Annotated in this window: 23 protein-coding genes; 14 read left to right on the top strand and 9 right to left on the bottom strand. The window is 72.2% G+C overall.

Going from position 1 to position 26296, the window contains the following annotated elements; all coding sequences use genetic code 11:
- Nucleotides 1-120: 120 nt before the first annotated feature.
- The 4 genes from treS to ACFQ3T_RS06265 all read left to right on the top strand — a co-directional run bounded on the left by treS (nt 121) and on the right by ACFQ3T_RS06265 (nt 6440).
- On the top strand, nt 121-1932 hold the full coding sequence (treS, locus tag ACFQ3T_RS06250; RefSeq protein WP_380720941.1) for a maltose alpha-D-glucosyltransferase: 1812 nt from the start codon (nt 121-123) through the stop codon (nt 1930-1932).
- A 5-nt stretch (nt 1933-1937) separates the two neighbouring features.
- Nucleotides 1938-3281, top strand: a complete 1344-nt coding sequence (locus ACFQ3T_RS06255; protein ID WP_380720944.1) for a maltokinase N-terminal cap-like domain-containing protein — start codon at nt 1938-1940, stop codon at nt 3279-3281.
- On the top strand, nt 3278-5464 hold the full coding sequence (gene glgB / locus ACFQ3T_RS06260; RefSeq protein WP_380720946.1) for a 1,4-alpha-glucan branching protein GlgB: 2187 nt from the start codon (nt 3278-3280) through the stop codon (nt 5462-5464). Before ACFQ3T_RS06255 ends, glgB begins: the two co-directional genes overlap by 4 nt.
- A gap of 142 nt (nt 5465-5606) precedes the next feature.
- Nucleotides 5607-6440, top strand: a complete 834-nt coding sequence (locus ACFQ3T_RS06265; RefSeq protein WP_380720949.1) for a class I SAM-dependent methyltransferase — start codon at nt 5607-5609, stop codon at nt 6438-6440.
- Nucleotides 6441-6456: 16 nt separating this feature from the next.
- On the opposite strand, the gene ACFQ3T_RS06270 is transcribed toward ACFQ3T_RS06265, so the two are convergent.
- On the bottom strand, nt 6457-6888 hold the full coding sequence (locus ACFQ3T_RS06270) for a hypothetical protein (protein WP_380720951.1): 432 nt from the start codon (nt 6886-6888) through the stop codon (nt 6457-6459).
- 104 nt (nt 6889-6992) lie between these two features.
- Here ACFQ3T_RS06270 and ACFQ3T_RS06275 point away from each other — a divergent pair, with 104 nt between their 5' ends.
- Nucleotides 6993-8372, top strand: a complete 1380-nt coding sequence (locus ACFQ3T_RS06275; protein ID WP_380720953.1) for a neutral zinc metallopeptidase — start codon at nt 6993-6995, stop codon at nt 8370-8372.
- Between the two features lie 66 nt (nt 8373-8438).
- Nucleotides 8439-9872 carry a neutral zinc metallopeptidase gene (locus ACFQ3T_RS06280; protein WP_380720956.1) on the top strand — a complete coding sequence of 478 codons (1434 nt, stop codon included), beginning with the start codon at nt 8439-8441 and terminating at the stop codon, nt 9870-9872.
- A 326-nt stretch (nt 9873-10198) separates the two neighbouring features.
- Here the strand turns inward: ACFQ3T_RS06280 and ACFQ3T_RS06285 are convergent, their stop codons facing one another.
- The 3 genes from ACFQ3T_RS06285 to ACFQ3T_RS06295 are packed head-to-tail and all read right to left on the bottom strand — an operon-like array spanning nt 10199 to nt 12408.
- Complete coding sequence (locus tag ACFQ3T_RS06285) at nt 10199-11182, bottom strand: co-chaperone YbbN (RefSeq protein WP_380720959.1); 984 nt, start codon at nt 11180-11182, stop codon at nt 10199-10201.
- A gap of 41 nt (nt 11183-11223) precedes the next feature.
- Nucleotides 11224-12072 (bottom strand): SCO6745 family protein, encoded by an 849-nt coding sequence (locus ACFQ3T_RS06290; protein WP_380720962.1) that lies wholly within the window; start codon nt 12070-12072, stop codon nt 11224-11226.
- A gap of 33 nt (nt 12073-12105) precedes the next feature.
- On the bottom strand, nt 12106-12408 hold the full coding sequence (locus ACFQ3T_RS06295; RefSeq protein ID WP_380720965.1) for an MTH1187 family thiamine-binding protein: 303 nt from the start codon (nt 12406-12408) through the stop codon (nt 12106-12108).
- A 43-nt stretch (nt 12409-12451) separates the two neighbouring features.
- On the opposite strand from ACFQ3T_RS06295, the gene ACFQ3T_RS06300 reads away from it, so the two are divergent.
- Complete coding sequence (locus tag ACFQ3T_RS06300; RefSeq protein ID WP_077009514.1) at nt 12452-12955, top strand: MarR family winged helix-turn-helix transcriptional regulator; 504 nt, start codon at nt 12452-12454, stop codon at nt 12953-12955.
- 183 nt (nt 12956-13138) lie between these two features.
- Entirely contained in the window at nt 13139-13663 is a 525-nt protein-coding gene (locus tag ACFQ3T_RS06305) for a hypothetical protein (protein ID WP_380720968.1), read from the top strand.
- Here ACFQ3T_RS06305 and ACFQ3T_RS06310 read toward each other — a convergent pair.
- The 4 genes from ACFQ3T_RS06310 to ACFQ3T_RS06325 form a co-directional block, all read right to left on the bottom strand.
- Nucleotides 13645-13968, bottom strand: a complete 324-nt coding sequence (locus ACFQ3T_RS06310) for a DUF3817 domain-containing protein (RefSeq protein ID WP_380720971.1) — start codon at nt 13966-13968, stop codon at nt 13645-13647. The two genes, ACFQ3T_RS06305 and ACFQ3T_RS06310, sit on opposite strands and share 19 nt — an antisense overlap.
- Before the next feature lie 49 nt (nt 13969-14017).
- Nucleotides 14018-15061 (bottom strand): ABC transporter permease, encoded by a 1044-nt coding sequence (locus tag ACFQ3T_RS06315; protein ID WP_380720974.1) that lies wholly within the window; start codon nt 15059-15061, stop codon nt 14018-14020.
- Nucleotides 15058-15972: an ABC transporter ATP-binding protein gene (locus ACFQ3T_RS06320; RefSeq protein ID WP_380720977.1), complete on the bottom strand. Its 915-nt coding sequence runs from the start codon at nt 15970-15972 to the stop codon at nt 15058-15060. Before ACFQ3T_RS06320 ends, ACFQ3T_RS06315 begins: the two co-directional genes overlap by 4 nt.
- Before the next feature lie 165 nt (nt 15973-16137).
- On the bottom strand, nt 16138-18396 hold the full coding sequence (locus ACFQ3T_RS06325) for a GH92 family glycosyl hydrolase (RefSeq protein WP_380720979.1): 2259 nt from the start codon (nt 18394-18396) through the stop codon (nt 16138-16140).
- A 356-nt stretch (nt 18397-18752) separates the two neighbouring features.
- On the opposite strand from ACFQ3T_RS06325, the gene ACFQ3T_RS06330 reads away from it, so the two are divergent.
- The 5 genes from ACFQ3T_RS06330 to ACFQ3T_RS06350 are packed head-to-tail and all read left to right on the top strand — an operon-like array spanning nt 18753 to nt 23482.
- Complete coding sequence (locus ACFQ3T_RS06330; protein WP_380721028.1) at nt 18753-19736, top strand: LacI family DNA-binding transcriptional regulator; 984 nt, start codon at nt 18753-18755, stop codon at nt 19734-19736.
- Nucleotides 19733-20743 carry a class I mannose-6-phosphate isomerase gene (locus ACFQ3T_RS06335; protein WP_380720982.1) on the top strand — a complete coding sequence of 337 codons (1011 nt, stop codon included), beginning with the start codon at nt 19733-19735 and terminating at the stop codon, nt 20741-20743. The genes ACFQ3T_RS06330 and ACFQ3T_RS06335 overlap by 4 nt, the downstream gene beginning before the upstream one ends.
- Before the next feature lie 3 nt (nt 20744-20746).
- Complete coding sequence (locus ACFQ3T_RS06340; RefSeq protein WP_380720984.1) at nt 20747-21508, top strand: ATP-binding cassette domain-containing protein; 762 nt, start codon at nt 20747-20749, stop codon at nt 21506-21508.
- A complete protein-coding gene (locus ACFQ3T_RS06345; protein WP_380720987.1) occupies nt 21505-22500 on the top strand; it encodes an ABC transporter permease in 996 nt (331 codons plus the stop codon). Before ACFQ3T_RS06340 ends, ACFQ3T_RS06345 begins: the two co-directional genes overlap by 4 nt.
- A gap of 13 nt (nt 22501-22513) precedes the next feature.
- A complete protein-coding gene (locus ACFQ3T_RS06350; RefSeq protein ID WP_380720990.1) occupies nt 22514-23482 on the top strand; it encodes an ABC transporter substrate-binding protein in 969 nt (322 codons plus the stop codon).
- A 38-nt stretch (nt 23483-23520) separates the two neighbouring features.
- Here ACFQ3T_RS06350 and ACFQ3T_RS06355 read toward each other — a convergent pair whose 3' ends face one another.
- Nucleotides 23521-24519 (bottom strand): hypothetical protein, encoded by a 999-nt coding sequence (locus ACFQ3T_RS06355; RefSeq protein ID WP_380720992.1) that lies wholly within the window; start codon nt 24517-24519, stop codon nt 23521-23523.
- A gap of 128 nt (nt 24520-24647) precedes the next feature.
- Here ACFQ3T_RS06355 and ACFQ3T_RS06360 point away from each other — a divergent pair, with 128 nt between their 5' ends.
- Nucleotides 24648-26177, top strand: a complete 1530-nt coding sequence (locus ACFQ3T_RS06360; RefSeq protein ID WP_380720994.1) for an alpha/beta hydrolase — start codon at nt 24648-24650, stop codon at nt 26175-26177.
- Nucleotides 26178-26296 lie beyond the last annotated feature (119 nt).

A 26296-nucleotide genomic window follows, 5' to 3' on the forward strand; every position in this document is an offset into this window, starting at 1 on the left:
CCGGTCACGGAGCTGCCGAGAAAACAGGACCGGTCCCCTTTACCCAGTCCCCGTGCCCGCCGAAGAGCACGAGGGACGATCGAACGCACCCCCGATGAGGTGGGACGAGGTGGAGCACACATGCAAGAAGAGGCGCGACCCGACGCGGCGCTCGTAGGCCTGGAGAACGTGCCGCACACCGGCGAGGCCATCGGCGCCGACGGACTCCTGGTCGAGCCGCAGGCGGAGGACTTCCGGTCCGCCAAGCTCGTGCCACGCGAACGCGACTGGTTCAAGGGCGCGGTGTTCTACGAAGTGCTGGTGCGGGCGTTCAGCGACTCCAACGGCGACGGCACCGGCGACCTGCGGGGCCTGGCGTCCCGGTTGGACTACCTGGAGTGGCTCGGCGTCGACTGCCTGTGGCTGCCGCCCTTCTACGCGTCGCCGCTGCGCGACGGCGGTTACGACATCTCCGACTTCCGCGCCGTGCTGCCGGAGTTCGGCTCGGTCGAGGACTTCGTGTACCTGCTGGACGAGGCGCACCGGCGGGGCATCCGGGTGATCACGGACCTGGTGCTCAACCACACGAGCGACGCGCACCCGTGGTTCCAGCAGTCGCGGACCGACCCGGACGGCCCGTACGGCGACTACTACGTGTGGAGCGACGACGACCAGCGCTACGCGGACGCCCGGATCATCTTCGTCGACACCGAGTCGTCCAACTGGACGTACGACCCGGTGCGCGGGCAGTTCTACTGGCACCGGTTCTTCTCGCACCAGCCCGACCTCAACTTCGAGAACCCGCACGTGCAGGAAGCCATGCTGGACACCCTCCGGTTCTGGCTCGACCTGGGCATCGACGGGTTCCGGCTGGACGCCGTGCCGTACCTGTTCGAGCAGGAGGGCACGAACTGCGAGAACCTGCCGCGCACGCACGACTTCCTCAAGCGCTGCCGCAAGGTCGTGGACGACGAGTACCCCGGTCGGGTGCTGCTCGCGGAGGCGAACCAGTGGCCGTCGGACGTGGTCGAGTACTTCGGCAACCCCGAGGTGGGCGGCGACGAGTGCCACATGGCGTTCCACTTCCCGCTGATGCCGCGCATCTTCATGGCGGTGCGGCGCGAGTCGCGGTTCCCGATCTCGGAGATCCTGGCGCAGACGCCGCAGATTCCCGACGGCTGCCAGTGGGGCATCTTCCTGCGCAACCACGACGAGCTGACGCTCGAGATGGTCACCGACGAAGAGCGCGACTACATGTACGCGGAGTACGCCAAGGACCCGCGGATGAAGGCGAACATCGGCATCAGACGTCGGTTGGCGCCGCTGCTGGAGAACGACCGCAACCAGCAGGAGCTGTTCACCGCGATGCTGCTGTCCCTGCCCGGCTCGCCCGTCCTCTACTACGGTGACGAGATCGGCATGGGCGACAACATCTGGCTGGGCGACCGCGACGCGGTGCGCACGCCGATGCAGTGGACCCCGGACCGCAACGCGGGCTTCTCCGGCTGCGACCCCGGCCGGATCTACCTGCCGGTGATCATGGATCCGGTGTACGGCTACCAAGCCCTCAACGTCGAGGCGCAGCTGAACAACCAGTCGTCGCTGCTGCACTGGACCCGGCGGATGATCGAGGTGCGCAAGCAGCACCACGCGTTCGCCGAGGGCGACTTCACCGACCTCGGTGGGTCGAACCCGAGCGTGCTGGCCTACCGGCGGCGGTGGCGGCGGCCCGACGGCCACGAGGACGTCGTGCTGTGCGTGAACAACCTGTCGCGCTTCCCGCAGCCGGTTGAGCTGGACCTGTCGGAGCACCGCGGCAGCAGGCCCGTCGAGCTGACCGGCGGGGTGGTCTTCCCGACCGTGGGCGACCTGCCCTACCTGCTCACCCTGCCCGGGCACGGCTTCTACTGGTTCCAGCTCGTGGAAGCCGACGACGACACCGAGGCGAGGTGAGGGACGTGACAGATCCGCACGACCTGGTCGACAAGGTGGTGGCCGAGCTGCCCGAGTGGCTGCCGGCGCAGCGGTGGTTCGGCGGCAAGGACCGCCCGGTCACGTCGGTCCGTCCACTGCGGACGTCGGTGCTGCGCGCCGAGGAGCCGGTGCTGGTGCACCTCGTGGTGGAGGTGGAGCAGCCGCCGGACCGGCGGGAGCCGTACCAGCTGCTGATCACCGACCACGTGGAGAACTACGACGCGACGACCGTCCCGGAGCTGACCGGCGCGCTGCTCGACCTGATCGCCGACGACGCCGAGGCCGAGGGCCTCGTGTTCGCGCACGAGCCGGACGTGGAGCTGCAGACCGGCCTGCGCGGCCGGCCGATCACGTCCGAGCAGTCGAACACCTCGATCGTGTTCGGCAGCCAGTACATCCTCAAGCTGTTCCGCAAGCTGACCTACGGCGAGAACCCGGACCTGGTGCTGCACCGCGCGCTGCACCGGGTCGGGTGCGAGCACATCGCCCAGCCGCTCGGGTCGATCACCGGGCGGTTGGACGGCCAGATCACCACGATCGGCATGCTCCAGCAGTTCATGCCGGACGCGGTGGACGGCTGGGCGATGGCCACCACGAGCGTGCGCGACCTGATGGCCGAGGCCGACCTGCACGCCGACGAGGTGGGCGGCGACTTCGCCGGCGAGGCGCACCGGCTGGGCCAGGCCGTGGCCAGCGTGCACGCCGACCTGGAGCGCGCGCTGGGCAACCGGCCCGCGGACGCCGAGGACATCGACCGGACCGTGCGGGCGATGGTCTCGCGGCTGGACGAGGTGGTCGCCGACGTGCCCGAGCTGCGGCCGTACGTGCCCGCGCTGCGGGAGGCGTTCGAGCAGGCCAGGGACACGCCGGAGGCGATCGTCGCCCAGCACATCCACGGCGACCTGCACCTCGGCCAGGTGCTGCGGACCGTGCACGGGTGGCTGCTGATCGACTTCGAGGGCGAGCCGGGCTCGCCCATCGCGCAGCGCACCGAGCTGCGCTCGCCGCTGCGCGACGTGGCCGGGATGCTGCGATCCTTCGACTACGCGGCGCACCAGCTGCTCGTGGGCCAGCCGGAGGACCACCAGCTGGCCGTGCGGGCGCTGGAGTGGTCGCGGCGCAACCGCGCGGCGTTCACGGAGGGCTACGCGGAAGCGGCGGCCGAGTCGGTCGGCGACCCGCGCGAGCACGGGCACCTGCTGCGGGCGTTCGAGTTGGACAAGGCCGTGTACGAGGTGGCCTACGAGCACGCGAACCGGCCGGAGTGGTTGACGGTCCCGTTGTCGTCGATCGCGCGGATCACTGGAGAGGGAGCGGTGCAGTCATGATCTCGCCCGAGGACGTCGACCGGCTGCTGGCCGGGGCGCACCACGACCCGCACTCGGTGCTCGGCGTGCACCACGTCCCCGAGGGCGTGGTCGCGCGAGCGCTGCGCCCGGGCGCGTCCGCCGTGGCGGTGGTGGCGGGTGACAAGAGGTTCGACCTGGACCGGGTCACCGACGGGCTGTTCGCGGGCGAGCTGCCCGAGCACCCCGGTGACTACCGCCTCGACGTCGAGTACCACGGCACGGTGGTGGAGGTGGACGACCCGTACCGGTGGCTGCCCACCGTCGGCGAACTCGACCTGCACCTCATCGGCGAGGGGCGGCACGAGCGCCTGTGGGACGTCCTGGGCGCGCACGTGCGCTCGTACGACACGCCCAACGGCGCCGTCTCCGGCGTGTCGTTCGCCGTCTGGGCGCCGACCGCGCGCGGGGTGCGGGTGTGCGGCGACTTCGACGGCTGGGACGGCCGGGCGAACCCGATGCGGTCGCTCGGCTCGTCCGGGGTGTGGGAGGTGTTCATCCCCGGCATCCCGGTCGGCACCCGGTACAAGTTCCGCATCCTGGGCCGCGACGGCGCGTGGCACGAGAAGGCCGACCCGATGGCGTTCGCCACCGAGACGCCGCCCGCCACGGCGTCCGTCGTCACCGAGACCTCGTACCGGTGGGGCGACGTGGAGTGGGAGTCTCGGCGCGACGCCACGCAGTGGATCAACGCGCCGGTCTCGGTGTACGAGGTGCACCTCGGCTCGTGGAAGCCCGGCCTGGGCTACCGGGAGCTGGCCACCGAGCTGGCCGACTACGTGCAGTCCGCCGGGTTCACGCACGTCGAGCTGATGCCGGTGGCCGAGCACCCGTTCGGCGGGTCGTGGGGCTACCAGGTGACGTCGTACTACGCGCCGACGTCCCGGTTCGGCTCGCCCGACGACTTCCGGCACTTCGTGGACCTGCTGCACCAGCGCGGCATCGGCGTGATCATGGACTGGGTGCCCGCCCACTTCCCGAAGGACTCGTGGGCGCTGGCCCGGTTCGACGGCTCGCCGCTGTACGAGCACGAGGACCCGCGCCGCGGCGAGCACCCCGACTGGGGCACGCTCGTGTTCGACTTCGGGCGCAACGAGGTGCGCAACTTCCTCGTCGCCAACGCCCTGTACTGGATCGAGGAGTTCCACATCGACGGGCTGCGGGTCGACGCCGTGGCGTCGATGCTGTACCTGGACTACTCGCGGCAGGAGGGGCAGTGGCTGCCCAACCAGTACGGCGGCCGCGAGAACCTCGACGCGGTCCGGTTCCTGCAGGAGCTGAACGCCACCGTCTACAAGCGCCACCCCGGCGTGCTGATGGTCGCCGAGGAGTCCACGGCGTGGCCGGGCGTGACGCGGCCGACCCACCTGGGCGGGCTCGGGTTCGGGTTCAAGTGGAACATGGGGTGGATGCACGACAGCCTGCACTACCTGTCGCGCGAGCCCATCCACCGATCGTTCCACCACAACGAGATCACGTTCTCGCTGGTGTACGCGTGGAGCGAGAACTTCGTGCTGCCGCTGTCGCACGACGAGGTCGTGCACGGCAAGGGGTCGCTGTGGCAGCGGATGCCCGGCGACGACTGGAACAAGGCGGCGGGCCTGCGGTCGCTGCTCGCGTTCATGTGGGCGCACCCAGGCAAGCAGCTGCTGTTCATGGGCGGCGAGTTCGGGCAGCGGGACGAGTGGTCGGAGGGCAGGTCGCTCGACTGGCACCTGCTGGACCAGCCGCTGCACCAGGGCCTGCTCGGGCTGATCTCCGACCTGAACCGGGTGTACCAGGCGTCGCCCGCGCTCTACAGCGCGGACAACAAGCCCGAGGGGTTCTCGTGGATCGACGCGAACGACTCCGCCGGGAACGTGCTGAGCTTCCTGCGGATCGGTGAGGACGGGTCCGTGCTCGCCTGCGTGGCCAACTTCGCCGGCATGCCGCACCACGACTACCGCGTCGGCCTGCCCTTCCCCGGCCGGTGGCGCGAGGTGGTGAACACGGACTCGGAGGTGTACGGCGGGTCCGGCGTCGGCAACCTCGGCGGCGTGGTGGCGGAGGAGCACCCGTGGCACGGCCGACCGGCGTCCGCGGTGCTGCAGCTGCCGCCGGCGGGCGTGCTGTGGCTGGCGCCCGAGGGCGGCACGGCCCCGAGCCCGCTGGACGACGTCGTGTGAGCCGCCGCGGCCGGGGCGTCGACCGCCCCGGCCGCCCGGCGCCCGTCGGCGGGCCGCCGTTTGGTGGATCATCCTTCGGTGGGCCGGACAATTCCGGGCAAGACTGCCCGGTAGGGGTGGTCGGCCGTGCGACCCTGGGCCCATGACACGCGAGGTGTGGGCGCTGGGTGACGCGTACGAGGCGTACGTCGGACGCTGGAGCCTGCCCGTCGCGCGGCTGTTCCTCCGCTGGCTGGACGTGCCGGCGGGGCGGCGGTGGTTGGACGTCGGGTGCGGCACCGGGGCGTTGACGGCCGCCGTGCTCGCGCACGCGGAACCGGCCGAGGTGGTCGGCGTCGACCCGGCCGACGGGTTCCTGAACAGCGCGCGCGGTCGCGTCACGGACCCCAGGGTGTCGTTCGAGTCGGGTGACGCGCGGGCGCTGCCGTTCGCCGACGACCGGTTCGACGTGGTGGTCGGCGGCCTGGCGCTCAACTTCGTGCCCGACCCGGTCCGGGCCGTCGCCGAGTCGGTCAGGGTGGCGTCGCCCGGTGGTGTCGTCGCGGCCTACGTCTGGGACTACGCCGAGGGCATGGCGATGACCCGGTCCTTCTGGGACGCCGCCACCGACCTCGACCCGGCCGTCCGCGAGCTGGACGAGGGCCGCCGCTTCCCGCTGTGCCGGCCGGAACCCCTCCAAGCCCTGTGGACGGGCGGGGGCCTGGGCGGGGTGGAGGTCCGGGGGTTGCGGATACCGACCGTGTTCGCCGACTTCGACGACTTCTGGCACCCGTTCCTCGGCGGTCAGGGCCCCGCGCCCGGCTACACCGCGTCCCTGGCCGAGGACCACCGCCGCGCCCTCCGCGACCTGCTCCGCACCCGGCTGCCCACCAAGCCGGACGGCACCATCCCGCTCACCGCGCGGGCGTGGGCCGTGCGCGGCACCACGCAGGGCGTCAGCCCTCGCGCCACCACCTGGGCCACCGCCGCGCGCTGACGCCTGGCGACGACGCTCAGGCGTGCCACGCGTCGCGGTACGCCTCCTGCTCGGCGATCGTGCCGAGCAGGTCGACCGGCGCGTCGGCGAACGTGTCCACCAGGTCGTCCTCGGTCGTCACCGCCCGCCCGGGGCGCATCACGTACACCCGGAGCCCGCCGCCCATGTCCCGCGCCATGCCGCTCGGCCAGGCGTCCCGGCGCGCCCCCTGCACCGCGACCGCCCACCCGTGCGGCTCCACCTGCCGCCGCAGCCGGACCAACGCCTCGAACGCGTCGGGCGCGGTGGCGGTGAAGCGGTCGCCCGCCAGGCGCAGCTCCACCCGGTAGACGGGCCAGGGCCCGTCATGGCCGTCCAACCAGACCCGCAGCGGCTCCTGCCTCCGCACCTCGGGGCGCACGACCAGCACGTCCCGGTCGACGACGAGCCGTGGGTGATCTCCGCTCACCCCGCCCATCCAACCCCACGACGGGCCGCGCCCTCGGGCCGGGGAAGTGCCCGCGCTCGCCCAAGCCGACCACGGTAGGGGGTCCGGGCAGGCACAATGGACGGATGCGGCGCGCATCGGCTCGGCTGGTACTGCTGGCGACAACCCTGCTGGCGACGACGACCGCGTGCACCCAACTGGTCCCCGGCAAGCCGGTGGCGGGCGAGGCCGTCACCAGGGGCACCGTCGACCCCGGCTTCATCCGGGGCACGGACGGCGGTCCGATCGACCAGCTCGCGGCCACCGCCATCACCGACATCGACACGTTCTGGCAGGGCGCGTTCCCCGACACGTTCGACGACCCGTGGCAGCCGCTGGACGGCGGCATCTACTCGGTCGACACCGCCGACCCGTCGGCGAAGCCGCCGCCGTGCACCGAGAAGGCCACCGACGTCGAGGGCAACGCGTTCTACTGCCCGAGCGCCGACGCCATCGCCTGGGACCGCGCCGCCCTGCTGCCCGTGCTCAAGGATCGGTTCGGCGACGCCGCCGTGGTGATCGTCCTGGCGCACGAGATGGGCCACGCCGTGCAGAACCGGATGGGCATCACGCCGGAAGCCGAGCGGCGCGAGCCGCAGCGGTTCCCCACGATCCTCACCGAGGCCATGGCGGACTGCTTCGCGGGCTCGTTCGTCAAGTGGGTGAACGACGGCAAGTCCGAGCACCTCGACATCGGCTCCGACACGCTGGACTCGGCGCTCGGCGCGCTGATCACGTTCCGCGACCCGGTCGGCACGTCGCCGACCGACCAGTCCGCGCACGGCAACGCGTTCGACCGCGTGTCCGCGTTCCAGGACGGCTACCAGCAGGGCACGAAGTTCTGCGCGGCCATGTCCGTGGACAACCGGGGCTTCACCCAGCAGGCGTTCACGTCCGCCGACGACCGGGACCGAGGCGGCAACCTGCCGTTCGACGAGATGCTGGAGGAGATCACCCCGGACCTCGACACGTACTTCAAGGGCCTGGTCACGCAGGCGGGCAAGACGTGGTCCGAGCCGAAGGCCACCCCCACCGAGCAGGAGCCGGACTGCTCCGGCGACCAGGGGCCGGTCGCGTACTGCCCGGCGGACAAGTCGGTGGAGATCGAGGTCGAGGAGGACCTGCCCGAGCTGCACGCCGAGATCGGCGACTACGCGACGGGCGTGCTGGTCGCGAGCCGGTACGGGCTGGCCGCGATGGCCGCCGTGGGCGAGGGCGTCGAGGGCGACGAGGCCGCGACCGGCGCGTTGTGCCTGGCCGGCGCGTACACGCGGGAGGTGTTCACGCGTCAGCGCGGGTTCGGGTTGTCGCCCGGCGACCTGGACGAGGCCGTGCAGGTGCTCCTCGCGTACGACTACGCGGCGCGGGACGCGACGGGCTCGGCGAGCATCGGGCCGGGGTTCAAGCGGGTCGAGGTGTTCCGCGGCGGCGTGCTGGAGGGCACCGAAGCCTGCGGTTTGGGGTAGGACCGGCGGTCCGGCCAAGTAGGGTGCGGGCTTGGATCGGCACGGACCGCGGGATGGGGCTTGGGCATGGCTCGACGGGCTTGGTTGGCTGCGACGCTCGTCGCCGCGATGGCGTTGACCGGGTGCACCCAGGTCGTGAGCGGGCAGGGGCGCGCGGAGCGGCCCGACGTCACCAAGGTGGCCGGGCTGGAGATCACCACGGGTGAGAGCGGCGCGAAGCCCGGCGTGCCCGACGCCGACCTCCAGGTGGAGAACGGCGACGGCGGCGAGATGGACCGGCTGGCCATCAACACGCTCGCCGACGTCGAGGAGTACTGGTCCGAGCAGCTGCCCGCCCGGCTGGGCAAGGAGTTCGAGCCGGTGAAGCGGCTCGTGTCGTACGACTCCAACGGCGAGGGCGTCGAGATCTGCCGCACCAACACCGCCGGCGTGGCGAACGCGTTCTACTGCTCGTTGGACGACTCGATCGCGTGGGACCGCGGCGAGCTGCTGCCGATGCTGGACGACGCGTTCGGGCCCATGTCCGTGGTGACCGTGCTGGCGCACGAGATGGGTCACGCGATCCAGTACAAGCTGGGCGCCGAGGGCGGTGTCACGCAGGCCACGCCGTCGATCATCAAGGAGCAGCAGGCCGACTGCTACGCGGGCAACTTCTTCCGGTGGGTGGCCGAGGGGAAGTCGAAGCACTTCCGCATCTCGACCGGGCCCGGGTTGAACCAGGTGCTCGCGACGATGTTCTTCATCCGGGACGCGGCGGGCACGTCGGCCGAGAAGCAGGGCGCGCACGGCAGCGCGTTCGACCGGGTGGCGGCGTTCCAGTTCGGCTTCCACGGCGACCCGAAGCGGTGCTCGCAGATCGACGAGGCCGAGATCAAGGCGAGGATCACGCAGCAGAAGTTCGACGCGGACGACCAGGACACCGGCCTCGGCAAGGGCAACCTGAAGGTGGACGACCAGCGGTCGCTGGAGCTGCTGGAGGAGTCCCTGAGGAACGCCTACAAGCAGTCCGGCGCCACGCCGCCGGCGTTCACGGACTCGTCGGCGGAGTGCCCGGACGCGTCCGCGACGTCGCCCGCGTCGTACTGCCCGGCGACCAACTCGATCGCCATCGACATGACCGAGCTGGTGAAGATCGGCACGCCGCCGAAGCGCGGGCAGAAGGGCGGGATCGGCGACTTCGCCGCGTTCGCCGAGATCGCGTCGCGGTTCGCGCTGTCGATCCAGAAGGCGACCGGGTACGCGTTGGAAGGGCCGGCGGCCGGGCTGCGCACGGCGTGCCTGACCGGGGCGTGGGCCGGGACCACGACGCAGAGCGGGGCGACGCTGCGGCTGTCGTCCGGGGACCTGGACGAGGCCGTGGCCGAGTTGCTGGCCGACAAGAGCCTGATCGCGGCGGACGTGAACGGGACCGTGGTGCCGTCCGGTTTCGCGCGCGTGGAGGCGTTCCGGGACGGCTTCTTCGAGGGCTCGGGCCTCTGCACGCGCAAGTACTCGGCTTAGCGCAGCGGGGTCGCCCCCGGTCAGCCCGGCCACGCCGCTGGGTCGGTGCGCCACCGGGTCGCCGTGTCGCCGGGCCGGTGCGCCGCTGTGCCGCTGAGTCGCCGGTCACCGGATCACCGCGTCGACGTCCGGCCGGCGCGTCAGCGGGCGTGACGTGAGCGGCGTCTGAGGGTGCGCGGGCGGTTGCCCGGGTGTGCCGTGGGTGGCCTCGGCGTGAGCGGAATTGTCGGACCCTGCCGGCAGAATGAAGAACAGGGGTCCCCCTGGGCGGGGGACCCCTGTGACGTGTCGAGCGGGTCGGGCTTGGTCTCGTGGGGCTCGGTCGGTCAGTAGAGGGCGCTGGCGAGGTTGCGCCTGGCCTTCGCCACGCGCTCGTCGTCCGGCGGGAACAGCTCGAACAGGCCCACGAGGTGTTCGCGGACCTTGTCGCGGTCGTCGCCGAAGACCCTGCGGACCGTGTCGACCAGGCGCTTGAACGCCTGCTCGACGTCGTTGGTCGCCAGTTCGAGGTCGGCGGCGGCCAGTTGGGCGTCCACGTCGTCCGGGTTGGCGTCGGCCTTGGCGATGGCGTCCGACGGCACGGCCTCGGCCCGCGCGGTGAAGCGGACCTGGGCCAGGGCCGCCTTCGCGTCGGCGTTGGCGGGCTCGGCGGCCAGGATGGCCTCGTACGCGGCCTCGGCGGCGGCGAAGTCACCCTGCTCGAACGCGTCCTCGGCGGCCGCGAAGCGCGGGTCCTCGGGCTCGGCCACGGGCTCGCCGTCGGGCTGGGCGCCGCGGTTGGCCTCGGCGGCCCGGATGCCGGGCAGGCGGTCGCGCAGGGCGTCGAGGAGGCGCGTGATCCACTGGCCGAACTCGGCCTCCGGGAGCGGCCCGGCGAACGCGTCGAGGGGCTGGCCGCCGGCGATCGCCACGACGGTCGGCACGGACTGCACGCCGAACACCTGGCCGATGCGCGGGCTGGCGTCGAGGTCGACCCGGGCGAGGAGCCACGTGCCACCGCCCGCTCGGGCGGCGCGTTCGAGCACGGGCGACAGCTGGCCCGCCTCGGGGCTCCACGACGCGGTCAGCTCGACCACGACCGGGATCTCCAGGGAACGCTCGACGACCGACTGGAACGTCGCCTCGGTGACGTCCAGCACCCACGGGCTCGGACCGGCGTCCGAACCCGCCGCGCCGGACGCGGCCGACGGGGGTGGGCTGGTGCCTCGCTGCCTCGCGGCGTCGGCTCGGGCCTTCAGCGCGCCGAGGTCGACCGCCCCGGACAGCGCGGCGGACAGTGCGGCGGTCTTTCGGGGGTCTGGCCTTGTCACGCTTCCATCCTGACACGAGTCGGGCCGCGGGCCGCGCGCGGCTAGCCGGGGAGTTCCCCGACCGGGTCGATCGCCATCGGGTTGGTCCGCATGGCCTCGTTCAGGCGCCCCAGGCGGAGGGCGATCGGGGTCATGAGCTCCACGAACCGGGCGGTGCCCGCCTCGCCGAGGGCCTGCCACGGCAGCGCGGCGGCCTCGTCGGTGCGGCGCTCCACGTCGGCGCGCAGCTCACGGCCGGCGGGGGTGAGGCCGCCGTCGAACAGGCCGCGCTCGGCCAGCGCCGCTTCGGCGTCCCGCCACTCGTCCTCCGACCAGCCCCGCGCGGACCGCAGGTACTCGGCTTCGAGGCCCTTGTCCGCGCCGAACAGCACCAACGCCTCGCACGGGCCGAGGTCGGCGGCGACCAGGGCGGCGACGTGGCCGTCACCCCGCGACTCGCGCAGCGTGGTGCACGCCTGCCACAACGCCAGGTGCGGCTCGTCGGGCGTGGGCAGGGCCCGGTTGGCGGCGCCCAGCACGCGGCCCGCCGTGGGCGCCGCCTCGGCGGCCTGGCAGGCGAGGTCGGCGGCTTCGGCGACGTCCACGGTCTCCAGCATCCGGCGCAACGCCCGGTCGGCGCCTTCGAGGCGGGCGTCGAGGAAGCGGGCAGGGCTGGCGACGTCCCACGCGTCGGGCAGGGCGCGGGCCACCCGCCGCGGGTGGAAGCTGAAGAACGCGGCCGTCACGACCTCCGGGGACGCCGCGCCGAGCGGGGCGGCGCGCTGGGCGAAGTAGCCCATCCAGCCGCCCTTGCAGCCGAGCGCGTCGGTGACCGCTCGGGACTCCGGGGAGAAGTAGGTGACGTCGTGGTAGGTCTCGAAGCGCAGCCAGAGCTCTCGGGGCGTCGTCATGACTCCCAATTTAGTAGGACGTCCTACTAAATGTCAGGCCTCGCCCGCGAGGTGGCGCTCGACGCGCTCCACCTTGGCCGTGAGCTGGCCCGTCCAGCCGGGCCGGATGTCGGCCTTGAGCACGAGGCTCACCCGCGGCGCGGTGGCCTGGACGACCTCCGTCGCCTTCTTCACCACCGCCATCACCTCGTCCCACTCGCCCTCGACCAGCGTGAACATGGCGTTGGTCTCGTTGGGCAGGCCCGACTCGCGGACCACGCGCACCGCCTCCGCGACGGCCGCCGCCACCCCGTCGGACTCCCCGCCGAGCGGGCTGACACTGAACGCGACGAGCACTGCTGCCTCCTGATGGACGGGTACCCACTGGTAGCTTCGCGGCATGACGTCCCAGCCGCTGCCGTTCGACCCCATCGCGCGCGCCGCCGAGCTGTGGGAGAAGCGGATCGGACCGTCGACGGCGATGGCGGCGGTCACGAGCGTCATGCGAGTACAGCAGATCATCCAGTCCGCCGTGGACGCCGCCCTCAAACCGCACGGCCTGACGTTCGCGCGGTTCGAGGCGCTGGTGCTGTTGACCTTCGCCCGCACCGGCAGCCTGCCGATGCGGGTCATGGGCGAACGCCTCCAGCTGCACCCGACGAGCGTCACGAACATCGTGGACCGGTTGGAAGCCGACGGGCTCGTGCGCCGCAACCCGCACCCCACGGACCGCCGCACCACGCTCGTCGAGATCACCGAAGCCGGGCACGCCCGCCGCGAGGCGGCGACCGAGGCGGTGACGAGCGTCGAGTTCGGGTTGCGCGGGCTGACGGACCGGCAGACCGAGCAGCTGACCGACCTGCTGGCGAAGGTCCGCCGCGCGGTCGGCGACTTCGAGGACTGACCGGGACCGCCCGGGGCTGAGCGGCGCGGACAAGGGCTGAGCGGACCGGACAAGGGCTGAGCGGACCGGACAAGGGCTGAGCGGACCGGGCCAGCGCCGGCCGAGGTCGGGACCGACCCCCCACGACGGTGGGCCGGGGCAAATCCGGTCGACACGCGACGGCCGCGCGGCCACCCTGCACGTGTGCGGGAGATCAGGGCGCTGGTGACGGTCGGCGGCCGGTACGCGGGCGAGGCCGAGCCGTTCGCCGTGGACAGCCCGTGGTGGAACGACGTCGAGCCCGTGACCGCGCACCTGGACCGCGTGCTGGGCGTGCCGACGAGCGTGCTGCGGCTGGTCGCGACCGCCACGTCCGGCACGCGTGACGGCGTGGTGACGTACCAGGTGGAGGCCGAGCGCGTGCCGGACGGCGGGCTGACCCGGTCGGCCGACCCGGACCTGGCGCCCGCGGTGCGCGCGGCCGAGCCGGGACGGGTGCTGCCGGCCGACGCGCCCCGCGTCGACTGCCGGCTGCCGGACGCCGAGGTCGTCGAGCGGGTCGTTGAGAACGACCCGGCGAGCGCGCTGCGGCACGCCCGGCCGGCGTCACACCTCGTCGGCGCGCGGGTGTACCAGGAGTTCCTGGACCACGTCGAGCCGAGCGAGCGGGTCTACCACCTGGGCAACCCGGAGGCGGAACCGGCGCGCGCTCAGTCCTTCGAGGTCTGAGCCGACGGGGCCTCGGTCAGCCGGCCGGTGCGGTTGGCCCAGCGCTCGAACACGACCGTGCCGAACGGCGGGATGCTCGCGACCAGGCCGAGGACCAGCGTCCGGCGGTCCCAGCGCTGCGCCAGCATCAACGTCACCAGGACGTAGCCGACGAAGATCGCGCCGTGGATCGGACCGAAGATCTTCACGCCGATCTCGTTGCCGACCACCACGTACTTGAAGAACATGCCGATCAACAGGCCTGCCCAGGACACCGCCTCGGCGAGCGCGAGGAGGCGGAAGCGGCCGACGGGGCTGGTGAGCATGCCACCCATTGTGCGCAGTGAGCACGCTCACCACTCCGTCGGCCCCCGGTCAGTCCTCCCAGCGGAAGACCCTGGCCGCGACGAACCCGACCACGAGGGTGAAGCCGACCAGCACGGCGGACGGCAGCAGCAGCGCCTCGACCCCCTTGCCGCGCACCAGGACGTCCAGCATGCCGTCGTTCATGTGCCGCAACGGGAACACGTTGGACACCGCCTGGAGCCAGCCGGGCGCGTTCTCCATCGGGAAGAACGTGCCGGACAGGAACGCCATGGGCAGGATGATGATGTTCGCCGCACCGGACGCGGCCTCCTCGGTCTTGCAGAACGCGCCGACCAGCATGCCGATCGCGAAGAACGCGACGGTGCCGAGCACGAGCAGCGGGAGCGCGAGGTACCACTGGCCGGTCAGCCGGAGGCCGAACAGCGGCAGCGACGCGACCGCGACGAACATCACGCCCTGCGCCAGCGCGGTGCCGACGCTCACGACGATCCGCGAGCTGAGGACGCTCGTCGTGCTGACGGGCGCGAGGCGGATGCGCCGCAGCACCTGCTTCTTGCGCCACGACACCATGGTCAGCGCCGCGCCGAACACGCCGGAGATCGAGATCGCCCACGACAGGATGCCGGGCGTCAGGTACTGGATGGGCTTGAGCGACGCGTCCTCGACCGGCTTGGCGTCCACGGTGAAGCGCGGCGGCACGCCCGCCTCGGCGAGGTTGATCTTGTCGACGACACCGCTCACGATGCCGATCACCGTCCCCGCGGCGACCTGGTCGCTGGCCGCGAACGTCACGTCGATCCGGTCGCCGTCCAGCACCACGACGGCGGGCAGGTCGCCGTCGTTCACCTTCTGCCGCGCGGCGGCCGCGTCGTCGTGCTCCTCCAGCTCCAGCGCGCCGGTCCGCTCCAGCGCGGCGAGCACGGGGCCGTCGCCGACGACGCCGATCTTCGTCTTGTCGCTGCCGGAGTCGCTGAACAGCAGGCCGAACACGACCAGGAACATCAGCGGGAAGAGGAAGGTGAAGAACAACGCCATCTTGTCGCGCACGAAGCCCTTGACCATGGCGGCCGACAGGCTCTTGAACGCGGTCATGCCCGGTACTCCCGTCCGGTCAGGTCGAGGAAGACGTCCTCCAACGTGGCCGTGCGCACCTGGAGGCCGTCCAAGGTGCCGCGCTCGGCGAGCGCCGAGAGGACCGGCGCGGGCTTGCGGGTGGAGATGGTCAGCGAGACCTCGTCCTCGTGGGCGTCCTCGACGCCGGTGATGGCACGGGCCGCCTCACGGGTCAGCACGCCCTTCTGCAGCACCACGTGCGTGGGCGCGTCGAGGCCGCGGACGAGCGTCGCGGGCGCGTCCATGGCGAGGATCCTCCCCCGGTCCATGATGGCCACCCGGTCGCACAGGATCTCGGCCTCGTCCAGGTAGTGCGTGGTGTAGACGATCGTCTTGCCCCTGGCCTGGATGGCGCGCAGCACGTCCCACAGGTTGCGGCGGGCCTGCGGGTCGAGCGCGGCGGTCGGCTCGTCCAGGAACACCAGGTCGGGGTCGTGCACGAGCGCGCACGCGATCGACAGGCGCTGGCGCTGGCCGCCGGACAGCTTGTTCTCCTGCACGTCGGCCTTGTCGGCGAGGCCGACGAGTTCCAGCATCTCGTCGGCCTTGGCCCGGCTCACGCCGTACAGGGAGCCGAACGTCTGGAGCTGCTCCCGCGCGGTCAGCTTCTCGAAGAAGCTGGACGCCTGGAGCTGCACGCCGATCCGGGGCAGCAACTTCGGGTTGCGCGGCCACGGCGGCTCGCCCAGCAACGTCACCCGGCCGCCGTCGGCCTTGCGCAGGCCCTCGACGATCTCCAGCGTGGTGGTCTTGCCCGCGCCGTTCGGCCCCAGGATGCCGAAGAACTCCCCCTCGGCGACGGTGAACGAGACCCCGTCGACGGCCTTCAGCTCGCCGTAGTTCTTGCGGATGTCCGCCACCACGACGGCCGGTATGCGTGCCCCTGTCATGGCTGGACGGTAATGGGGGCCGTGGTCCGGCGGTGGCGCTTCGGCCAAGGCGCGACCGAAGTCGACACCGGTCACGACTTTCGGCTGATCGCGCGGTCGCTCTGCGCGTGGCCGCGGTTACGACGGGTGGCTCACCGCCCGGTCCGGCCGTGGAACACCGCCCGGTCACGGTCCCGCGCAGGGCGCCGGCGGCGTGGCGTCCGGGCCCGTGCCCCACGTCGCCTCCTCCGGGTCGGCGGTCAGGCGGTAGTCGAGGTGCACGCCGGCACGCAGCCGCTCCACGTCGAGGTCCACCTTGTCCCACGGCTCTCCGGCGACGTCGAGCGCGCGCACGTACTGCAGCGTGGACGGGTCGGCGCCGGCCGCGGTGATGGTGACGTCACGGCCGTTCTCCAGGTGGATCACCGCGCGGGCGAACCGGGGCGCGTTGAGCACGAACCGGCCGGTGCCCGGTGTCACGGGGTACAGGCCGAGCGCGCCGCACACGTACCACGCCGACATCTGCCCGAGGTCGTCGTTGCCGGTCACGCCGTTGGGCGCGTCCACGAACAACGTCTGCGCCGCCCGCACCACGGCCGACGTCTTCCACGGCTGCCCCACCAGCGCGTACACCCACGGCACGTGCAGGTCCGGCTCGTTGTTCGGGTTGTACCGGAACTGGTTGTAGTAGTTGTACGGCCCGACGACCCACTTCTCTCGGACCACGCGCGCCGGGTCGGCCACCAGGTCCGGGTAGGCGAAGAAGTCGTCCAGCCGGGCCAGGGACGCCTCCCGGCCGCCCTGCAGCTCCACCAGGCCGGGCACGTCCTGCGGCACCAGCCACTGGTACTGCCACGCCGTGCCCTCGTGGAAGCCGTCCTGGCCCTGCGGGCTGAACGGGTCCAGCCACCGTCCGCCCGCCACCTTCGGCCGCGGGAACCCGGTGAAGCCGCGGTCCGCCACCGCGGCGTCCCACAGGACCCGGTAGTTCCGGCCGCGGCGGCGCAGCGCTTCCGCGTCCTCCTTGTGCCCCAACGCTTCCGCCATGATCGACAGCGAGCTGTCGGCCAGCGCGTACTCCATGGTCGCCGACGCGCCGTGGTGCGGGTCGACGTCCTGGCCCTTCTTGGGGAAGTTCTTGTCGTACTGCACGAAACCGTGCGCCAGGTACGACGGGTTGCCGACGCGCCCCTCGAACGGCGACGACGCGGGCGGCACCGACGTGGCGTTCTGCCACAGCGCCCGGTACGCCTGCTCCTCGAAGCCCTCCAGCGCGCCGAACCGCCACAGGTCGACCAGGAACGGGGTGACCGGGTCGCCGGTCATCGTGTTCGTCTCCTGGTTGGCGTACGCCCACCGCGGCAGCCAGCCGCCCTGCTCGTGGATCGCCAGCACGGACCGCGCGATGTCCCTGGCGCGCGCCGGGCGCAGCAGCGCCAGCAGTTGGTTGTGCGCGCGGTAGGTGTCCCACAGCGAGTAGAACTCGTGGTACGTCCAGCCGTCGGCGACGTGCACCCGGTTGTCGAACCCGAGGTACCGGCCGTCGACGTCGTTGCCCGTCAACGGCTGCAACAGCACGTGGTAGAGCGCGGTGTAGAAGACCGTGCGGTCGGTCGCGTCGGCCGTGTCGACCTCGACGCACGACAGCTCGTCGCGCCACGCCCGCTGCGCCGCCGCACGGAGGTCGTCGAACGACCTGCCCCTCGCCTCGCCGAGGTTCCTCGTCGCGCCTTCCGCGTCCACGTGCGAGATCGCGGTGGCGGCGGTGACGGGACCGGCGCCGTCGAACGCCACCCACTGGCCGCGCAGGCCCGCGCCGCCGTCCGCGCCGCCCCAGTTGCCGGTCCGCCGGAACGGCCGGTCGAACGTGGTCGTGAAGTACGTGGTGTACGCCTTGCCGCCGCAGAACGCCTGCGCCACCACGGTTCCGGCGAGCGTGCGGTCGTCCACCACCCGGACGCTGCTCGCGAACACCGGCTCGCCGTCGTTCGCCTGGCCCACGTTGACCAGCACGTGCGGCGTCACGCCGGGCGGGAACGTGAACCGCTCCACCCCGGCACGGGTCGTCGCCGTCGTCTCCACCGTGATGCCGGACGCCAGCGCGACGCGGTAGTAGCCGGGCTTGCCCACCTCGCCGTCGTGCGTGTACGCCGAGCCGTAGGAGCGGTGGTCGAACGTGCGCGGCAGGCCCGTGGTCGGCAGGACCGACACCAGCCCGCCCTGCTCCGAGCAGCCCGCGCCGGACAGGAAGAAGTGGCCGAACCCGCGGATCACCGGGTCGTCGTAGCGGTAGCCCGCGTAGTGCGAGCCGATTGGGCTGGAGTGCGCCATGCCGAACGGCATCGACGCGCCCGGGAACGTGTTCCCGTCGTCCTTGGTGCCGATGAACGTGTTCACCGACTCGACGGGATCGGGGCTGGCCGTTGCCGTCACACGACCCACCATAACCGCCCCGGCCCGCGGCGAAAGGCCCGATCACCGCGGTCAGCCGACCGCGACGGCGAACACGTGCAGCGTCCCGCCGGTCACTGACGCGGGCAGGTCACGGACCGGATCTGCTTGCCCGCCCGACGTGACAACGCTGTCTACGACCAGTCCGTGTTCGCATACCCACGGAGAGTGCCGGGGGCGCGTCAACCCCCGCAACGCGGGGTTGTCCGGTTCGAGACAGGCGCGACCATCGGTTCGAGACAGGTGCGACCGTTGACATCTGTGAACGCGCGGTGTGTGATTCGGCCACTATGACAACGTTGTCCCCGAACGGCGCGCAGGCAGGCGCCCGCAAGGTTCGGCGCGCCACGATGAACGACGTGGCGCGGCTGGCGGGCGTCAGCATCAAGACCGTCTCGCGCGTGGTGAACGACGAGGCAGGCGTGCACCCGGCGACGGCCGAGCGGGTGCTCGCGGCGATCGACCAGCTCGGCTTCCGGCGCAACCTCAGCGCCCGCAACCTGCGGCGCGGCTCGTCGACGGGCACCATCGGCCTCGTGCTGGAGGACGTCGGCAACCCGTTCTACTCGGGCGTCACGCGCGCCGTCGAGGAGATCGCGCGGCTGCGCGGCAGGCAGGTCATCACGGGATCGTCCGATGAGGACCCGGCGCGGGAACGCGAGCTGTCGCTGGAGTTCTGCTCGCGGCGGGTGGACGGGCTGCTGATCGTGCCCGCCGGGCTGCAGCACGGGTACCTGGTGCCCGAGATGCGGGCGGGCACGCCCGTCGTGTTCCTCGACCGGCCGGCGGGCGACGTCGTGGCGGACACCGTGCTGGTGGACAACATCGGCGGCACCGTCGAGGCGGTCGCGCACCTGGCGTCGTTCGGGCACCGGCGGATCGCGTTCCTCGGCGACGCGCCGGACATCTTCACCGCCAACGAGCGCCTGCGCGGCTACCGCGAGGGCTGCGTGCGGGCCGGCATCGGCTACCACGAGTCGCTGGTCGTCATGGGCCCGCACGACGAGGAGTCGGTGCGCAAGGCGTTGTGGGGCTTGCGGAACGCCGCCGAGCCCGCCACCGCCGTCGTGACCGGCAACAACCGGATCACCGTGCACGCCGTCCGCGCGCTCGCCGGCGCGGCGGAACGACCGGCGCTCGTGGGCTTCGACGACTTCGAGCTGGCCGACCTGCTGTCGCCGCCGGTGACCGTGATCGCGCACGACGCGAGCGCGCTCGGCAAGGCAGCGGCGGACCTGCTCTTCGCCCGGCTGGACGGCGACGGCTCCCCGCCGCGCCGCGTCGTCCTGCCGGTCCGGTTGGTGGCCCGTGGATCAGGAGAGGTTCCCGCATGAGTTCCGACAACGAGCCCGTCGCGCTGGAGGCCAACCAGCCCTCGCAGTTCTACCGGGGCGGTGCGGCGATCGCGGCGTTCCGGAGCCAGGCCGACGCGGACCGGGGACCGGAGGACTGGGTCGCGTCGACCACCACGCAGTTCGGCAAGGACGAGGCCGGGCTGTCCCGCCTCCCGGACGGGCGGTGGCTGCGGGACGCGGTGGCGGCCGATCCGGTGTCGTGGCTGGGCGAGGAGCACGTGGCCGGCTTCGGCGCCGACACGGCGCTGCTCGTGAAGCTGCTCGACGCCGGGCAGCGGCTCCCGGTGCACTGCCACCCGTCGAACGAGTTCGCCTCGACGCACCTGGGCTGCCGGCACGGGAAGACCGAGGCGTGGGTCGTGATCGGCACGTTCGGCCCGGAACCGACGGTGTACCTCGGGTTCCGCGAGGACGTGCCCGCCGCCGTCGTCGCCGAGTGGGTGTCCACACAGGACTCGTCGGCGATGCTCGGCGCGCTCAACCCGGTCGGGGTGTCGCCGGGTGACACGGTGTTCGTGCCCGCGGGCGTGCCGCACGCCATCGGCGAGGGCGTGTTCATCGTCGAGCTCCAGCAGCCGACGGACTTCTCCGTCACGTTGGAGTGGCGGGGTTTCCTGGCCGACGCCGAGGCCGGGCACCTCGGGCTCGGCTACGACAAGGTGCTGGACTGCGTGGAGCGCCGCGCCCAGTCCCCCGACGACCTCGTGCGGCGGACGCGGGCGCTGACCGGCGCGTCGGTGAACCTGTTCGACGCGCAGGCCGACCCGTTCTTCCGCGCCGACCGGCTGCACGTCTCCGGCACGGCGGCGCTGGAGCCCTCGTTCGGCGTCTACGCGGTGCTGGAAGGCGCCGGCACGCTCGGTCCCGTCGCGGTGCACCGGGGCAGCACGGTGGTCGTGCCGCACGCGGCGGGTGAGGTCGTGGTGACCGGCGACGTCGTCGCCATCCGGTGCAGGCCGCCATCGGTGTCGAGCCTCGGGAGCTGAGACATGGCGTTACCCCTGCTGGACGCACGGGAGTTGGTGAAGCACTACGGGAGTGTGGAAGCGCTGCGCGGCGCGTCGTTCACGGTGCGCGCGGGCGAGGTCGTCGCGCTGGTCGGCGACAACGGCGCGGGCAAGTCGACGCTGGTGAAGTGCCTGTCCGGGGTGGAGCGGCCGGACTCGGGCACGATCTCGCTCGACGGCGCGCCGGTCGTGCTGGACTCGCCGGTGGCCGCCCGGTCGCTCGGCATCGAGACCGTGTACCAGGACCTGGCGGTGGCGCCGGACCTCGACCCGGCGGCGAACCTGTTCCTGGGGCGGGAGCTGCGCCGGCGCGGGCTGCTCGGCCGGCTCGGCGTGCTGGACAAGCGGGAGATGCGGCGGCGCGCGGTCGCCTCGTTCGACGACCTCGGGGTGTCGCTGCCGGACGTGGACGTGCCGATCGGGCAGCTGTCCGGCGGGCAGCGGCAGAGCGTGGCCGTGGCGCGGTCGGTGGTGTGGGCGAGCCGCGTGGTGTTCATGGACGAGCCCACCGCCGCATTGGGCGTGGTGCAGCGCAAGCGGGTGCTCGACGTGATCAGGCGGGTCCGCGACCAGGGCATGGCGGTGGTGCTGATCAGCCACAACATGCCCGAGGTGCTGGCCGTGGCCGACCGGGTCGAGGTGCTGCGGCTGGGGCGGCGGGTGGCGCGGTTCGACGCCGCGTCGACCACCGTCGAGGAGCTGGTCGGCGCGATGACCGGCGCGCTGTCCCAGGGGGATTCGTGACGGCCCGCGCCGGTCTGCGACGGGTGACGGGCGCGAACACCCTCGGGATCGCGGTGGTGCTGCTGGTGCTGATCGCGGTGTTCGGCGCGTTGCGGCCGGACGCCGTGCTGACCGTGTTCACGTTGCAGACCACGTTGGTCGAGACGTCGGTGCTGCTGGTGCTGGCGGTCGGCATGACGTACGTGATCGTCACCGCCGGGATCGACCTGTCCGTGGGCTCGGTGCTGGTGTTCTCCGGCGTCACGTCGGCCATGACCATGAACGCCCTGCACGACGGCAACGCCACCACCGCCGGGTGGGGTGTGGTGTTCGTCGGCCTGCTGGTGGCCGTGGCGTCCGGCGCGGCGTGGGGCCTGCTGAACGGGCTGCTGATCGCCCGCGCCGGCCTACCGCCGCTGATCGTGACGCTCGGGTCGTTCGGCGCGGCGCTCGGCGCGGGGCAGCTGATCTCCCACGGCTCGAACGTGGCCGGCGTGCCGGACGTGCTCGGCGACACCCTGGGCACCGGGACGTGGTTCGGGGTGCCGAACCTGGTGCTGGTGGCCGCGGCGGTGACGGCCGTGGGCGCGCTGGTGCTGGGCACGACGGCGTTCGGGCGGCACACGTACGCCATCGGGTCGAACGAGGAGGCGGCCCGGCGCGCGGGCATCCCGGTGACCCGGCACCTGGTGACGGTGTACCTGCTCGCGGGCGTGCTGGCCGGGCTGGCGGGGTTCATGGCGCTGGCGTACTTCCGGGTCGCGTCGATCACCGGGCACGACACCGACAACCTCAACGCCATCGCCGCCGTGGTGCTGGGCGGCACCAGCCTGTTCGGCGGCGCGGGGTCGGTCGTGGGCACGGTGCTCGGCGTGTTCGTCCCGGCCGTGCTGCGCAAGGGGTTCGTGATCGTCGGCGTGAACGTGTACTGGCAGCCGATCGCGGTGGCGCTGGTCCTGGTGGCGGCCGTGTGGTTCGACCAGTCACGCAGGAGGGCTCGCGACAAGCGCTAAAGAGAGGGAGAACATGTCAAGGACGACGGTTGCTCTTGTCTCAACGGCTTTATTGCTCACCGCGTGCGGTGGTGGTGGGCAGATCGGCGACACCGGCGGCACGGGTGACGCGAAGAAGATGGTGCTGATCCCCGGCGTGGCGGCGGAGCCGTTCTACATCTCGATGGAGTGCGGTTTCCGCGAGGCCGCCTCGGCGGCCGGCTACGAGGTCGACGTGCAGGCCCCGGCGAAGTTCGACGCCACGTTGCAGACCCCGATCGTGACGGGCGTGCTGGCGAACAAGCCGGGCGCGGTGCTCATCGCGCCGACCGACGACAAGGCCCTGGCCGGGCCGATGCGGCAGCTCAAGGACGCCGGGATCAAGGTGGTGGAGGTCGACACCAAGCTGGAGGACACGTCGATCGCGTCCTCCACGATCTCGTCCGACAACGAGCAGGGCGGGCGGCTGGCGGCTCGGACGCTGGCCGGGCTGGTCGGCGACAAGCCCGGTTCGGTGCTGGTGCTGAACACGAAGGCGGGCACGTCGACCACGGACGCGCGGGCCGCCGGGTTCGAGGAGGAGATCGGGAAGCACCCGAACCTGAAGTACGTCGGGCAGCAGTACACCGACAACGAGCCCGACCAGGCGGCGTCCAAGGTGACCGCCACGCTGTCGGCCAACCCGGACCTGATCGGCGTGTTCGCGACCAACCTGAACACCGGCGAGGGCGCGGCGACCGGGTTGCGCAACGCCGGCAAGACCGGTGTGGTGAACCTGGTCGGGTTCGACGCGTCACCGAAACAGGTGGAAGACCTGCGGGCCGGCGCCGTGCAGGCCCTGATCGCGCAGGACCCGGCGACGATCGGCCGGACGGGCGTCGAGCAGGCCGTGGCGGCGCTGGAGGGCAAGCCCGTGGAACGCGACGTCGAGACGGACCTGGTCGCGCTGACCAAGGCCGACATGGAGGCCAACTCGAAGTACTTCTACAAGCAGAGCTGCTGACGTCGCGCGGTGGCCGGGCGCGACCCGGCCACCCGCCGTCACAGGTACTTGTTGGCCAGCTCCGAGTACTCCTTCTCCAGGTCGTCCGCCAGGTAGGCGACGTACGCCCAGGGCACCTCGTGCACGTGGTCGCGCATGCCGAGCAGGTGGCGCTTCGCGCGCGGCGCGTCGTCGGCCAGGGCGAACGCGGCGGCGAACAGGTTGTGCGCCTGGAGGGCCCGCGGGTGGGGCTTGGTGGGCGTCGAGTCCCACTTGTCGGCCGCCGTGGCGATCTCGTCGCGGTGCCGGCTGAAGTAGCGCATCTTCAACGTCGCGATCTTCAACGCGGACCGGGACTGCACGGCGTCCTCGAACTGCTCCAGGAAGATCTCGAAGTGCGCCAGCGGCAGCATGGCCACCACCGGGTCGCCGGGCGGCGCGGCGTCGACGCTGCCGTGCGCGAACGCCATCATCTCCTCGGCCGAGCCGCCCCACTTGCCGGCCAGGATCTGCAACCGGGTCCAGTGCGCCGGGTACAGCGTCGCGCACCGCGCCACGATCTCCCGCCACACCTCGTCCTTCTGGTCCCGGTCGACCTGCAACCCGAGCCCGGCCGTCTGGAGCTGGGCCCACGGCACGGCGTCCCGCGGCAGGAGCTTCGCGGCCTCGTGCAGCGGCCCGACGGCCTTGCGGAGGGTGCCGAAGAAGACCTTGAACCGGTCCTTGCCGACGGCGTCCGCCCGACCCGAGCCGCGGATCGCCCACGCCTCCCGGATGAACGCGGTGCCGGCCAGCAACCACAGGTCGGGGTCGGTGTTGCCCTTCGCCAGCTCCAGCAGCTCGTCGGCGTGGCCGATGGCGTGCTCGCCGAGCACCTCCGCCCGCATCGCCCGCACCTCGGGCTCGTCACGGCACTCCGCGAGCACCGTGGTCGCCGCCCTCAGGTGGCCCGCGTCCATCTCCTCCGCCGCGATGTCCAGGATCGCGTCGTCGTAGGTGTGGTCCCGCACCACCTCACGGGCGACCGCGGCAGGCCGCTTCCTCCGGAAAATCCCCACCCCAGCGACCTTACTTTCCTCCGAGCCCGAGTGGCCTAAGTCTTTCGCAGACCCGAACAGGGCCTTTCTGCGGTTGCCGCCAGCCTACGTGCGCGGTGGAGTGGAGGCCTCGACCGGAGGGGGAACCCATGCGAGGAAGAGTCGCTGTCGTCGTGTCCGCCGCACTGCTCGCCGCCGCGCTGCCGACGTACGCGCAGGCCCAGCCCGAGCCGCGGCCGGACCGGTCCGTCACGGATCAGACCATCACCTGGGCGCCGTGCGCCGACATCGAGGGACTGGAGTGCGGCACGTTCCGGTCGCCGTTCGACTGGCGCACGCCCGCCGACGGCCGGACCATCACCATCGCGGTGAGCAGGCTCAAGGCTCGTGGGGGCGAGGCCAGGGGCTCGGTGCTGACCAACCCGGGCGGTCCCGGCGCGCCCGGCCGCGCGCTGCCCCTGGTCTACACCGGCCGGACCAAGCTGGTCGACGCCCTGGAGATCATCGGCATCGACCCGCGCGGCACGGGCGCGAGCACCAACGTCACCTGCGGCGGGCTGGACTGGCTGGCCGTGACCGACCCGCGCGACCGCAGCCGGGCCAACACCAACCTGCTGTACGACGCCGCCGAGTTGCAGGCCACCGCCTGCCAGGCCCGTTCGGGTGAATTCGGCAAGGTCGTGAACACCGAGCAGACCGTCCGCGACCTCGACCTCCTGCGCCACCTGCTGGGCCGGGAGAAGATCAACTGGATCGGGTACTCGGGCGGCACGTGGATGGGCGCGTACTACGCGACCTACTTCCCGGACCGGGTGGACAAGTTCGTGCTCGACTCGAACGCCGACTTCACCACCACGTTCCAGGACGTCTTCGACGACTTCGGCCACGGCTTCGAGCGGCGGTTCCGCACCGACTTCCTGCCGTGGGTGGCCAGGTACGACGGCCTCTACCGCCTGGGCACGACCGGGGAGCAGGTCCGCCGGGTCTACGAGACGACCCGCGCGAAGCTGGCCGCGAACCCGCTGACGCTGGACGACGGGTCCGTGGTCGACGGCGTCCGGCTCGACCTCGTGCTGGTCCGGGCCCAGTACGACAAGCACGCGTTCCCGGACGCCGCGGCCGCCCTCGCGTGGCTCAGCCAGGTCGCGACCGGCGTCACGGCGCAGACCGAGGTCCCGGCGGCGCTGACCCGGTACCCCGACGCGTCCAACGCCACCCTCTACGCCATCACGTGCAACGACACGAGGTTCCGGCACAACCGCGTCACGATGGCCGCCGAGGCCGAGCGGCTGGGCAGGCAGTTCCCGCTGTTCGGCTACTACCAGATCCTCGCGCCGTGCGCGTCCTGGGACCGGCCGAGGCTCGAGCTGAGGACGCCGACCGGCCGGGGCGTGCCGCCGGTGCTGATGGTGCAGTCGGTGCGCGACCCGGCCACGCCGCTGGAAGGCGCGCAGCGCACGCACCGCAACTTCGCGGGCTCGCGGCTGCTCACCGTGACCGACGAGGGCGACCACGGCATCTACGGCTTCGGCAACGCGTGCGTGGACGACGTCGTGGAGTCGTTCCTCGTGGACGGCGTGGTGCCGCCGGGCGACCTGACCTGCCCGGGCCTGCCGCTGCCCGACCCGACCGCCCCCACCGCCGCGTCCACGCGACCGCTGGTCGGCTGGCCGCTGTGACGGCACGCCGGGGCTGCCACCCTCAGGCGGCAGCCCCGGCGGCTCCACCCACGCGGGCTGCCTCACCGCACCCGACCACCGCACCCACGACCGCGGTACCCGCCGAACCACGCCCCGCC

The sequence above is a fragment of the Saccharothrix hoggarensis genome (genome assembly GCF_042678885.1).
GTDB classification, from domain to species: domain Bacteria; phylum Actinomycetota; class Actinomycetes; order Mycobacteriales; family Pseudonocardiaceae; genus Actinosynnema; species Actinosynnema hoggarensis.